This is a genomic window from Pseudomonas sp. WS 5146 (assembly GCF_012985495.1).
In the GTDB taxonomy this organism is placed as follows: Bacteria; Pseudomonadota; Gammaproteobacteria; order Pseudomonadales; family Pseudomonadaceae; genus Aquipseudomonas; species Aquipseudomonas edaphica.
Genome location: NZ_JAAQWL010000002.1, coordinates 481,025 through 493,608, shown reverse-complemented (window position 1 = coordinate 493,608; position 12,584 = coordinate 481,025). Strand labels below are relative to the sequence as shown.

10 protein-coding genes are annotated in these 12,584 nt (G+C 61.2%); 4 read left to right on the top strand and 6 right to left on the bottom strand.

Annotated features, from left to right (window positions below; all coding sequences use genetic code 11):
* Positions 1-418 precede the first annotated feature (418 nt).
* Positions 419-856, bottom strand: coding sequence for a hypothetical protein (locus HBO41_RS06830; protein WP_017137416.1), 438 nt, complete (start codon positions 854-856; stop codon positions 419-421).
* A gap of 105 nt (positions 857-961) precedes the next feature.
* On the opposite strand from HBO41_RS06830, the gene HBO41_RS06825 reads away from it, so the two are divergent.
* On the top strand, positions 962-1,414 hold the full coding sequence (locus HBO41_RS06825; RefSeq protein WP_099548673.1) for a universal stress protein: 453 nt from the start codon (positions 962-964) through the stop codon (positions 1,412-1,414).
* A 181-nt stretch (positions 1,415-1,595) separates the two neighbouring features.
* On the opposite strand, the gene HBO41_RS06820 is transcribed toward HBO41_RS06825, so the two are convergent.
* Complete coding sequence (locus HBO41_RS06820) at positions 1,596-3,518, bottom strand: ATP-binding cassette domain-containing protein (RefSeq protein ID WP_017137414.1); 1,923 nt, start codon at positions 3,516-3,518, stop codon at positions 1,596-1,598.
* 213 nt (positions 3,519-3,731) lie between these two features.
* Here HBO41_RS06820 and HBO41_RS06815 point away from each other — a divergent pair, with 213 nt between their 5' ends.
* Positions 3,732-5,660, top strand: a complete 1,929-nt coding sequence (locus HBO41_RS06815; protein WP_017137413.1) for a transglycosylase SLT domain-containing protein — start codon at positions 3,732-3,734, stop codon at positions 5,658-5,660.
* A gap of 316 nt (positions 5,661-5,976) precedes the next feature.
* On the opposite strand, the gene HBO41_RS06810 is transcribed toward HBO41_RS06815, so the two are convergent.
* Positions 5,977-7,764, bottom strand: a complete 1,788-nt coding sequence (locus HBO41_RS06810; protein WP_169985558.1) for an ABC transporter transmembrane domain-containing protein — start codon at positions 7,762-7,764, stop codon at positions 5,977-5,979.
* A 235-nt stretch (positions 7,765-7,999) separates the two neighbouring features.
* On the opposite strand from HBO41_RS06810, the gene HBO41_RS06805 reads away from it, so the two are divergent.
* Positions 8,000-8,173 (top strand): PA1571 family protein, encoded by a 174-nt coding sequence (locus HBO41_RS06805; RefSeq protein WP_017137411.1) that lies wholly within the window; start codon positions 8,000-8,002, stop codon positions 8,171-8,173.
* 193 nt (positions 8,174-8,366) lie between these two features.
* Here the strand turns inward: HBO41_RS06805 and pdxB are convergent, their stop codons facing one another.
* Complete coding sequence (gene pdxB / locus HBO41_RS06800; protein ID WP_169985555.1) at positions 8,367-9,509, bottom strand: 4-phosphoerythronate dehydrogenase PdxB; 1,143 nt, start codon at positions 9,507-9,509, stop codon at positions 8,367-8,369.
* A gap of 208 nt (positions 9,510-9,717) precedes the next feature.
* Between pdxB and HBO41_RS06795 the strand changes: the two genes are divergently transcribed.
* Complete coding sequence (locus HBO41_RS06795; RefSeq protein WP_169985553.1) at positions 9,718-11,094, top strand: MATE family efflux transporter; 1,377 nt, start codon at positions 9,718-9,720, stop codon at positions 11,092-11,094.
* Here the strand turns inward: HBO41_RS06795 and tusA are convergent.
* A complete protein-coding gene (gene tusA / locus HBO41_RS06790; RefSeq protein ID WP_058419610.1) occupies positions 11,091-11,336 on the bottom strand; it encodes a sulfurtransferase TusA in 246 nt (81 codons plus the stop codon). The genes HBO41_RS06795 and tusA overlap by 4 nt on opposite strands.
* A 125-nt stretch (positions 11,337-11,461) precedes the next feature.
* A complete protein-coding gene (rlmM, locus tag HBO41_RS06785; RefSeq protein ID WP_017137407.1) occupies positions 11,462-12,538 on the bottom strand; it encodes a 23S rRNA (cytidine(2498)-2'-O)-methyltransferase RlmM in 1,077 nt (358 codons plus the stop codon).
* Positions 12,539-12,584: the final 46 nt, after the last annotated feature.

The window sequence follows — 12,584 nt, the reverse complement described above, 5'->3', positions numbered from 1 at the left end:
GCTCATGCCAATCCGCCAGGCACACCCGCCAATGCGCTAGTCGGGGTTCTGTATGAGTCGTCTGACAGACAAACGCTCAATTCATACGCCCGTTTGATTTGGGTACGTCACCTTCATCCAATTCAGGGCAATTGTCAATCGCTCGAAAGGCCAGGAAAAACGCGACTTTCCAGTCAGTTCAGAACTCCACGCCCACGCCTGCGCCCTGTCAATATTCAAATATTCACAGAATCAATAATAAAAAAGATGTGGGAAAAGGCTGTACAGAATCGGATATGCCGCTAGGCTTGCGACAACCGCAAAGCGCCCCGTGATGAACACCCGGCGCGAGGAACACAGAATTACCGGCCTGCCTGGCCAACTCCAGCCCGATGATGATGTCGGGCTTTTTAATGCCTGTCTTTTAACGCTAATGGCGTCATGCCAGGGCCTTGAGCAGCGTATCGATGTCCTTCAGCACACTGGCCTCACCCTTCTCGCCCCAATACAGGGCGATCATTTGCTTGTCGGCCTCGACCTTGTAGACGTTGGCCGGCAACGTCGCAAAATGCGGCAACAACTTTTCATCCTCACACACTTCACGCCATTGATTGACCCATACGCCTGGCGACATTTGCCAATAACTCCACAGGGCCGGCGTGCTGCCGCGCCGTGGCCTGCAGTACTGCGCGCAGGGGCTCGGCGGCTCTTGCGCAAGCCAGTGCGGCCACTCCTGTGGCGCCAATTGCATGGCCAAACCGATGCGGCGCGCCTCCATGCGCAGGGCCATGCGCCCGCTCTGATGGCGCGACGGGCGCAGCCAGGCCAGGGGGCTAAGAACCACCAGAAGGATTGACACCACTATCCAGACCGTCATATGTGTACTCCCGAATTTCTAGATGCGCGGATTTGAGCTGACGCAACCCCATCCGCTTGAAACCAGCCATACTGAACTTATTGCAGTCTCCTGGAGGAACGCGCCATGCCCAACGAATATTCCTACAAACATATCCTGGTCGCGGTCGATCTGACCGAAGAGTGCGACCCGGTTATCAAGCGCGCTCAGGCTTCAGCAATCGCCAACGGCGCCAAGCTGTCACTCGTGCATATCGTCGAGCCCATGGCCATGGCCTTTGGTGGCGACGTACCCATGGACCTTTCCCAGTTGCAGCAACAGCAGTTTGACCAGGCCAAAGAGCGCCTGGACCGTTTGATTCTCAAGTACCCGCACTTGAAAAAGGAAGACTGCCACCTCACCTACGGCCAACCGCGCCAGGAAATCCATCACCTGGCCAAAGAGCAGAACTGCGACCTGATCGTGGTCGGCAGCCATGGTCGTCATGGCCTGGCGTTGTTGCTGGGTTCTACCGCCAATGACGTGCTGCACGGCGCGCCGTGTGATGTGCTGGCGGTCAAGCTGGTCAAAAGCGCGTAAGGCCGATGAAGATCTAATGTGGGAGCTGGCTTGCCTGCGATGCAGGCACCTCGGTGCTTCAGGCAGACCGAGGTGAGGCTATCGCAGGCAAGCCAGCTCCCACATTTCGAATCGCATTTCATATAAAAAGCCCGGCGATCATACCGATGAGCGCCGGGCTTTTTTATGGCGTGCGAATCAATCAGGCATCCAGCTCAGCCCAACGCTCCATCAGCACTTCCAGCTCCTGGTTCAACGTTTCCAGGGAAGCAATCACCTTGGCGGTTTCCGCCGCCGGGCGCAGGTAGAAACCCGCGTCAGCCATGTCTGCTTCTACCGCAGCGATCTGCTGTTCCTTGGCGTCGATATCACCCGGCAAGGCTTCCAGCTCGCGTTGCAGCTTGTAGCTGAGCTTCTTCTTGGCCGCCGGTGCAGCTTCCGCAACCGGTGCAGCAGCAGCGGCCACAGGCGCCACGACTGCCGAGGTCAGGTCGGCCTTGCCGGACTTGCTCTCGGTCACGCCCAGCAGGCGCGGCGAGCCGCCCTGACGGATCCAGTCCTGGTAACCACCGACGTATTCACGCACCTTGCCTTCACCTTCGAAGACCAGGGTGCTGGTCACCACGTTGTCGAGGAATGCCCGGTCGTGGCTGACCATCAGCACGGTGCCGTTGAAGGTCAGCAAAACCTCTTCCAGCAGCTCGAGGGTTTCCACGTCGAGGTCGTTGGTCGGTTCGTCGAGTACCAGCAGGTTGGACGGCTTGCTGAACAGCTTGGCCAGCAGCAGGCGCGCACGCTCACCACCGGACAGGGCTTTGACTGGCGTACGCGCACGCTGCGGGCTGAACAGGAAGTCGCCCAGGTAGCTCAGCACGTGGCGGCTCTGACCGTCGATGTCGATAAAGTCGCGGCCTTCGGCAACGTTGTCGATCACGGTCTTTTCCAGGTCCAACTGATGGCGCAACTGGTCGAAGTAGGCCACGTCGATGCGCGTGCCTTCTTCCACGGTGCCGCTGGTCGGTTGCAGGCCATTGAGCATCAGTTTGAGCAAGGTGGTCTTGCCGGTGCCGTTGGCGCCCAGCAGGCCGATACGGTCGCCGCGCTGCAGGACCATCGAGAAGTCCTTGATCAGGAACGGGCCATCCGGGTGGTGGAAGCTGACATTCTCCAGCACCATCACCTGCTTGCCCGACTTGTCGGCGGTGTCCAGCTGGATATTGGCCTTGCCGGTGCGCTCGCGGCGCTCACTGCGCTCAACACGCAGGGCTTTGAGGGCGCGTACACGGCCTTCGTTACGGGTGCGACGGGCCTTGATGCCCTGGCGGATCCAGACTTCTTCCTGGGCCAGCTTCTTGTCGAACAGCGCGTTGGCGGTTTCTTCAGCGGCCAGCGAGGCTTCTTTGTGTACCAGGAAGCTGGCGTAGTCGCCGTTCCAGTCGATCAGGCCGCCACGGTCCAGTTCGAGGATGCGCGTGGCCAGGTTTTGCAGGAAGGAGCGGTCGTGCGTGATGAACAGCACGGCGCCCTGGAAATCCTTGAGGGCTTCTTCGAGCCAGGCGATAGCGCCGATGTCCAGGTGGTTGGTTGGTTCGTCGAGCAGCAGCAGGTCGGGCTCGGACACCAGCGCCTGGGCCAGCAACACGCGACGGCGCCAGCCACCGGACAACTCGGCGAGGGTCTTGTCGGCGGGCAGTTGCAGGCGGCTCAGGGTGCTGTCGACCAGTTGCTGCAAGCGCCAGCCGTCACGGGCTTCGAGGTCTTGCTGGACGTGCATGAGCTTGTCCAGGTCGGCTTCGGTGACGCAGTTCTGCGCCAGGTGATGGTACTGCGCGAGCAACTCGCCAACGCCGTCGAGGCCTTCGGCAACCACGTCGAACACTGTCCGTCCGTCGGCCACCGGCAATTCCTGCGGCAATTCGCCGATCTTGAGGCCCGGCGCGCGCCATACAGAGCCGTCATCGGGCTTCTGGTCGCCTTTTACCAGCTTCATCATGCTGGACTTGCCGGTGCCGTTGCGGCCGATGATGCACACCCGCTCACCACGGGCGATCTGCCAGGACACCTTGTCCAACAACGGCATAGCGCCGAAAGCAAGGGACACATCGCTGAATTTGAGCAGGGTCATACGCTTCTCCAAAAACTGGGCGCGCATTCTACCTGACTTGAGGGTGGGATGCGGCCGGCATTTTTGCCACAGACACGTTCTGTAGGACATTTACGGTGAACTGCTGCCAGCCGGCCGGCAAAGCTTTCGCCAGCCGCTGGCAAAAGGCTAAGCTAGGGGCAATCAGTGTCGGCGGTGCCGGTGCTAGTCGTGATTTCTCTGCACGGACGTCTCATGCGCAGTCGCCTTTTCAACTTTTTATCTTGTCTGCTTCTTTCCGCCACCGCCGTTCAATCCGCCCAGGCCGTGGACCTCACCACCCAACGTCAGTATTACGATGAAGCCAAACGCGCCCTCGCCAAAGGCGACAGCGGCCCGTATATGCAATACAGCCAGGCCCTGGCCGACTACCCGCTCACGCCGTACCTGGCCTACGACGAGCTGACCGCGCGCCTCAAAACCGCGAGCAACGAGGAAATCGAACAGTTCCTCGCCAAAAACGGCGACCTGCCCCAGGCCAACTGGATGAAACTGCGTTGGTTGCGCTGGCTGGCCGACCGTGGTGACTGGCAAACCTTCGAAAAGTACTACGACGCCAAGCTCAATTTCGTCGAACTGGACTGCCTGCATGGCCAGTACCAGCTGACGCACAACCTCAAAGCCGAAGGCTACAAGACCACCGAAAAACTCTGGATGACCGGCAAATCCCAGCCGGCCGCCTGTGACGCCACCTTTGGCCAGTGGGCCGCCGATGGCCAACTCACCGAACAGAAAATCTGGGACCGCGCCAAGCTCGCCGCCGAAGCCCGCAACTACGCATTGGCCAACAGCCTGGTGAAAACCCTGCCAACCCTTGGCGCCCAAGGCCGCTTGATGATCGACGTGGCGCAAAAGCCCGACATGCTCAGCGACCCGTCGCGCTTCCTGCCGGCCAACGAGGCCATGTCTGACGCTGTGGGCCTGGGCCTGCGCCGCCTGGCACGCCAGGACCCGGACAAGGCCATGGCCCTGCTCGACGGCTATGCCAGCAGCATGCACTTCTCCCGTGACGAAAAAGTGTCGATCGCCCGCGAAATCGGCCTGACCCTCGCGCGCCGCTACGACCCACGCGCCCTGGACGTGATGACCAAGTACGACCCCGAACTGCGTGACAACACCGTCTCCGAATGGCGCCTGCGCCTGCTGTTGCGCCTGGCTCGCTGGGAAGATGCCTACCAGTTGACCCGCAAACTCCCGCAAGACCTGGCCACCACCAACCGCTGGCGCTACTGGCAGGCGCGTAGCCTGGAACTGGCCGAGCCGAAGAACCCGCAGCCGCTGGTGCTGTACAAGAACCTTGCGCAGGAACGTGATTTCTACGGGTTCCTCGCGGCTGATCGCTCCAAAGCGCCCTACCAGTTGAAAAACAAACCGTTGGTGATGAGCCAGGCGTTGATCAACAAAGTGCGCAACACCCCCGGTGTGCGCCGCGCGATGGAGTTCTATGCACGCGGCCAGATTGTCGATGGCCGCCGCGAGTGGTACCACGTCAGCCGTCACTTCAACCGCGATGAAATGGTCGCCCAGGCCAAGCTGGCCTACGACATGAAGTGGTACTTCCCGGCGATCCGCACCATCAGCCAGGCGCAGTACTGGGATGACCTGGATATTCGTTTCCCGATGGCACACCGCGACACGCTGGTACGCGAAGCCAAGGTGCGTGGCCTGCATTCAAGCTGGGTGTTCGCCATCACCCGCCAGGAAAGTGCCTTCATGGACGACGCGCGCTCCGGCGTCGGCGCCAGTGGCCTGATGCAACTGATGCCCGGCACTGCCAAAGAAACCGCACGTAAATTCAGCATCCCACTGGCCTCCCCGGCCCAGGTGCTGGACCCGGACAAAAACATCCAGCTCGGCGCCGCCTACCTGAGCCAGGTACACAGCCAATTCAACGGCAACCGCGTACTCGCCTCTGCCGCCTACAACGCCGGCCCCGGCCGTGTGCGCCAGTGGCTGCGCGGTGCCGACCACCTGAGTTTCGATGTGTGGGTGGAAAGCATCCCGTTCGACGAAACCCGCCAGTATGTGCAGAACGTGCTGTCTTACTCGGTGATCTACGGGCAGAAACTCAATTCACCGCAGCCGCTGGTGGATTGGCATGAGCGGTATTTTGATGATCAGTAAGACTGACTGAAGTCCGATCAGCAGGCTTGCTGTGGCCAACAGGTTTCATTTGGCCACCAGGCTTGTTGTGGCGAGCAGCCTTGTTGTGGCGAGCAGGCTTGCCCTGCGCTGGAGTGCGAAGCGCTCCCTATTCAGCCCCGCCACGGTGTAACTGATAGACCGAGTCGGCAAGTTTTGGGGCTGCTACGCAGCCCAACGCGGGGCAAGCCCGCTCGCCACATCAAGCCCGCTCTCCACAACAAACCTGCTCAGCCTACTAGCCTGCTCACCCTACTAGCCTGCCTGCCACACTAGCCCGCTCGCCACATAGATCGCGCTAGCCTTCGTTTTTCACAACCTCACCGCCATCACTGAACTGCAACGCCGCTAACCGTGCATACAACGGATTACTCGCAATCAACTGTTGATGCGTACCCACTGCCACCAGCTTGCCCTGGTCCATCACCGCAATCCGGTCGGCGTTCTTCACTGTGGCCAACCGATGCGCAATCACCAGCGTGGTGCGGCCCTGCATCAGTTGCGGCAAGGCTTGCTGTATCAAATGCTCACTCTGCGCATCCAGGGCGCTGGTGGCTTCGTCCAGCAGCAGGATCGGCGCATCCACCAGCAACGCGCGGGCGATGGCCAGGCGTTGGCGTTGGCCGCCGGACAGGCCCATACCGCCGTCGCCCAGATGGGTCTGGTAGCCATCGGGCATTTGCAGGATGAAGTCATGGGCGTGGGCGATGCGTGCCGCGGCTTCGACCTGTTCGCGGGTGGCGGACGGGTTGCCATAACGGATGTTTTCTTCAACGCTGCCGAAGAACAGCGCCGGGCTCTGGGAAACCAGCGCGAAATGACGGCGCAGGTCCATTGGCTCGAGTTCGGTCAGCGGGTGGCCCTCAAGCAGGATGCGGCCTTGCTGCGGATCGTAAAAGCGCAGCAGCAAATCAAAGATCGTCGATTTACCCGCGCCGGATGGGCCGACCAACGCCAGGGTTTCACCGGGGTTGATGCTCAGGCTCAAACCGTCGATGGCGTAGCTGTCCGGCCGCGACGGGTAGGAAAAACGCAAGTCTTGCAGTTCCATACGACCGCTGACCCGCTCCGGCAACTGCACGCTGCCTTCGGCGGGTGCCTGGATGTCATTGCTCGACTGCAACAGTTCGCCAATCCGCTCAGCGGCACCGGCGGCACGTTGCAGCTCACCGAGCACTTCGCTCAGAGTGCCAACCGCACTGCCGACGATCAGGCTGTAAAACACGAACGCCGCCAGTTCACCGCCGGAAATCCGCCCACTGATCACATCCATACCGCCCACCCACAGCATCACCCCCACGGCGCCGAGCACCAGCATGATCACCAGTGTAATCAGCCAGGCGCGCTGCGCGATGCGTTTACGCGCCGTGGCAAACGCCTCTTCCACGGTGATGGCAAAGCGCTGTTCGTCCTGCACCTGGTGGTTATAGGCCTGCACGGTCTTGATCTGGCCAAGCGTCTCCGACACGTAACTGCCCACATCGGCAATACGGTCCTGGCTCAGCCGCGACAGGCTGCGCACGCGGCGACCGAAGATCAGGATCGGCGCAAGCACCAGCGGCAGCGCCACCACCACGATGCTGGTGAGCTTGGGGTTGGTGACAAACAACAGCACGATGCCGCCGATCACCATCAAGGCGTTGCGCAGGAACAGCGACAGCGACGAGCCGATCACCGATTGCAGCAACGTGGTGTCGGTGGTCAGCCGCGACTGGATTTCCGAACTGCGGTTGTTCTCGTAAAAGCCTGGGTGCAGGTAGATCAGATGATTGAAGACTTGCCGACGAATGTCCGCCACCACCCGTTCGCCGATCCACGACACCAGGTAAAACCGCGCAAACGTACCCACGGCCAGGCCCAGCACCAGCACCATGAACAGGCCAATGGACTGGTTGAGCAGGTGCGGCGACTGGGTCATGAACCCCTGGTCCACCAGCAGGCGAATGCCCTGCCCCATGGACAAGGTGATGCCCGCAGTGACGATGAGTGCCAACAAAGCACCCAGTGCCTGCCAGCGGTACGGCGCGATAAAGCGGCTGGCCAGGCGAATGGCACGGCGTTGACGGACTGAGAACATGGCGGGCATACCGATGAGGAACCTGTACACCAACATTGGGGGAACTTAGCTAAATAACAATGCGTCAGGTTAATTATGCCCGCCGATGTTGATGCCTAGAGGCTATCGGTCTAACGCCTGGGTGGAAATTTGTATCGGTTTCTGCTGGACTGGGCGTTCGAAGCGGTGATCGTGTAAGCAGTTGTAATAGCGCGGTCACGCGCAGGTATTAGATTAGGCACACAACCTGATGAGGAGACAGGCCATGACCTTGCAAAACAGCAGTGACGCCAAAATTGAAGTGATTCGCCAGCCGCAGCACCTGCCTTGCTCGTATATCGACGCCAAGGGCCGCGAAGTGCAGATTACCGAAGAAATGATCCAGCAAGCGTGCAGCGACCTGGAACAGCGACTGGTCAAACCTGCCAAGCAAGGCTGACGCGCCCACGCTCTTTCAGACCCGGCCTTGATGGCCGGGTTTTTTATGCCTGTTTTTTGTGGTCCGCCTTTTGTGGCGAGGGAGCTTGCTCCCGCTGGGCCGGGCTGGCGCTCCAGTGCGCAGCGCCCCTGAAAGCCTGCGACTGCTGCGCAGTCGAACGGGAGCAAGCTCCCTCGCCACAGGCGTAACAGTCCTATAAAGGCATGGCGCCCAATGCAGTGACGATGTTCGACAACACTGCCGACTCGCCATTGATCCGCACCTTCAAGCCATCTATCTCGCGACGCTCCGGGTAATGCTTGCGCAGCAGGTCGAACGCCTTGCGTTGCTCTTCCACGGTTCCCACAAGGCTGCGGCGCAAATCCGCATCATCGCGGCGCGGGTCGTACACACTGCGGCACAAGGTCGCCAGCGCCCAGGCCGGGTCTGTCGATGCATTCAAGTGCACCTCGGCCAGCCCTGGCTGCGGCAACAAATCACTCAACTGGATACTGGGTTCCTGGCCCATATGGGCGCACAAAGCCTGGTAGATCTGCGCGGTGCCACGCTGTTTGCCGTCGAGGCTGTAGCCGGCGATATGCGGTGTGGCCAGCACGCACAGGTCGGCCAGGTCGACGTCCACTTCGGGCTCGCCTTCCCACACGTCCAGCACGGCTTGCAGGTCTTCGCGCTCCAGCAGTACTTCGCGTAAGGCCGCGTTATCGACGACAGGGCCGCGACTGGCGTTGATCAGCCAGGTGCCGGGCTTGAGGCGACCAAGGCGTTCACGATCAAACAGGTGCCAGGTGGAGCCGTTACCAGACTTGGTCAGCGGCGTGTGCAGGCTGATCACATCGCACTGCTCGATAATCTGCTGCAGGCTGACGTAATCACCGTCTTCGGCAATCTGGCGCGGCGGGTCGCACACCAGCACGTTCCAACCCAGACCTTTAAGCACCTTGACCAGGCGCCCGCCCACTTCACCGGCACCGACGATGCCATAAGTGCGCTGGTTCAGGTCGGCGCCTTCGATCTCGGCCAGGGTCTGCAAGCTGCCCAGCACATAGTCCACCACGCCTCGGGCATTGCAGCCCGGGGCGCTGGACCAGGTGATACCGGCCTGTTTGAAGTAATCCAGGTCCAGGTGATCGGTGCCAATGGTGCAGGTGCCCACAAAGCGCACTTGAGTGCCGTCCAACAAGGCACGATTGACGTTGGTTACCGAGCGCACCAGCAGCACATCGGCCTGCTCGACCATGGCGCGGTCGATGGAACGCCCGGGTACGCGGCGAATTTCGCCAAACCCTTCAAAAAAGGCATCGAGCAGCGGGATATTTTCGTCGGCAATAATCAGCATGGCAGGCTCCTTTCGCGGACCAGCAGTGTACAGGGATGCGTAGTTCGAGTGTGGGAGCTGGCCAGCTCCCACATGGGCCAGTTCCCACAGGGGTTTATCCTCTACCGGGAAAGCGCATTACAAATCAGCAACACAGGTTTTTTCCTGACCACAGCGTCAACGCGTAGACTTCGCCGTCCTTTGCAACTCTTTTACTGGACAACCGCACGTGAACACCGCCACCCTCTCCCGCCCCGCCCGCGTCAGTCGCGAGGTGCGCAGCCTGCTGACCCTGGCCCTGCCGATCATGATCGGCCAACTCGCCACCACGGCCATGGGCTTTGTCGATGCGGTGATGGCCGGGCGCGTGAGCCCGCGAGACCTGGCGGCGGTGGCCTTGGGCAACTCGATCTGGATTCCGGTATACCTGCTGATGACCGGCACGCTGCTGGCCACCACGCCCAAAGTCGCCCAGCGCTTCGGCGCCGGTCACCACACCGAGATTGGCCCGCTGGTGCGCCAATCCCTGTGGCTGGCAGTGGTGGTGGGCATCACTGCCCTGCTGATGCTGATCAGCGCCGAGCCGATCCTGCACGCGATGAATGTCGACCCCGAGCTGATCAAACCCTGCATGGCCTACCTGCACGGCATCGCGTCCGGCATGCCCGCCATCGCCCTGTATTACGTGTTGCGTTGCTTCAGTGATGGCCTGGGCCGTACGCGCCCCAGCATGGTCATGGGCCTGTGCGGGCTGGCATTGAATATTCCACTGAACTACGTGTTCATTTATGGCCACTTCGGTGTGCCGGCCATGGGCGGCGTGGGCTGTGGCTGGGCTACAGCCATTGTGATGTGGGTGATGATGCTCGGCCTCGCCGCCTGGACCCGCTGGGCACCGGCGTACCAGAGCAGCGAGTTGTTCAAGCGTTTCGACTGGCCGCAATGGGCCGTGATCAAGCGCGTGCTGGGCATCGGCCTGCCGATCGGGATCGCGGTGTTTGCCGAATCGAGCATCTTTGCGGTGATCGCCCTGCTGATCGGCAGCCTGGGCGCCAACGTGGTGGCCGGGCACCAGATCGCGCTGAACTTCAGCTCGCTGGTGTTTATGATCCCCTATTCGCTGAGCATGGCGGTCACGGTGCGGGTCGGCCAGGCATTGGGCCGTGGCGAGCCGCGTGAAGCACGCTTTGCCGCCGGGGTCGGCATGGGCACGGCACTGACCTACGCGTGCCTGTCCTGCAGCCTGATGCTGCTGTTTCGCGAACAGATTGCCACGATTTACACGCCTGACCCGCGGGTGATTCACGTGGCATCGATGCTGATCGTGTTTGCGGCGCTGTTCCAGTTCTCCGACGCGATCCAGGTCACCGCGGCCGGCGCGCTGCGTGGCTACCAGGACACACGGGTGACCATGGTGCTGACCTTGTTTGCTTACTGGGGCGTGGGGTTGCCGGTGGGTTATGCCCTGGGGCTGACCGATTGGCTGGGCGCAGCAAGTGGGCCGAGTGGGCTGTGGCAAGGGCTGATCGTGGGCTTGAGCTGCGCCGCAGCGATGCTGGTTATCCGCCTGGCACGCAGCGCGCGCCGGCGGATTCGCCTGGGTTAAGCGGACTTCTTGCGAATCCAGTACAGGTATTTGCCGGCCTGTTCCTGCTGATCCACCAGTTCGTGGTCAAGGAACACACAGAACTTGGGAATATCGCGACGGGTCGACGGGTCGGTCGCGATCACCTTGAGCAAGCCGCCCGGCGGCAGGTCGCGGATGTGCTGGTGCAACATCATCACCGGTTCCGGGCAGTTGAGGCCGGTGGCGTCGAGGGTGCCGTCGACAGGCAATTCAATACTCATAGTCACTCCTGAAACTGGCCCGCTCCAGTGTGGGAGCGGGCTTGCCCGCGATGACCGGGGCACATTCAACATAGATTTCAACCGTTATACCGCTATCGCAGGCAAGCCAGCTCCCACATTGGGTTTCAGCGACCTTTAGGTTTTTTTGCATCAACCAGCCGACGCAGGTGGCAAGTCACTTCCTCTCGGTCGTGATACAGCTGCTTGCAGCCGATTTCCACCCGAATACCACGAGCCTTGAAGCCGTCTTCGATGCGCTCAAGCAAACGCTTTACCTCAGCATAACGCTGCTTCATCGGCAGTTTGAGGTTCACCACCGCTTCGCGGCAATGCCCTTCGCCAATCCAGGTTTCCAGCAGCGCGGCGTTACGTGCCGGTTTCTCGACGATATCGCAGACCATCCAGTCCACGGGCTGCTTGGGCACGAAGGTAAAACCGTCGGCCATCAAATGCTGCACCAGGCCGGTGTCCATCAGGCTTTCGGCCATGGGGCCGTTGTCGATGGCGGTCACCAGCATGCCACGGTTGACCAGTTGCCAGGTCCAGCCGCCCGGCGCGGCGCCGAGGTCGACGCCGGTCATGTCGCCATGCAGGCGCTCGTCCCACTGATCGCGGGGGATGAAGTGGTGCCAGGCCTCTTCAAGCTTCAAGGTCGAACGGCTTGGCGCGTCACGCGGGAACTTGAGGCGTGGGATGCCCATCGGCCACATCGCCGAGTTGTTCGACTCGGCCAGGCCCATGAACACTTCGCGACCGCTTTTGAAGGTCAACAGCAGGCGCGGCTTGCTCGGGTCGTCCACCAGCTTGCCGGCGTTGAGCAAGGCTTTGCGCAGGTGCACTTCAAATTTCTTGCAGAAGTTCGACAGCTCTTTGCCGTCGTTGGTGTCGACCATCTCCAGCCACAGGCTGCCGCACACCGGGAATTCGCGCAGGTGGGCGAGGATCACGCTGATGCGGTCGGTTTCCGGCAGGTCGATGAATACCCCGCGCGCCCACTGCCTTGGGAAGATCAGCTCGGCAAAGCGCTGGCCGTGCATGAGGCGCTGGGCGCCGTCTTCTTCGGTGCAGACAAATTCGGCGCAGGCGCTGCCGGTCTTGGCCTTGGCGTAGCCGGAAACGTTCAGGCGCGCGGCGTGTTCCGCGATCTCGGAACAGACTTCGCCTTCAAAACCCGGGCGGCAGTGCATAAAAAGGGTGTTCATCAACTCTCCTGGTGACTCAACCGGCCTTGCGCTATCGCAATACCTG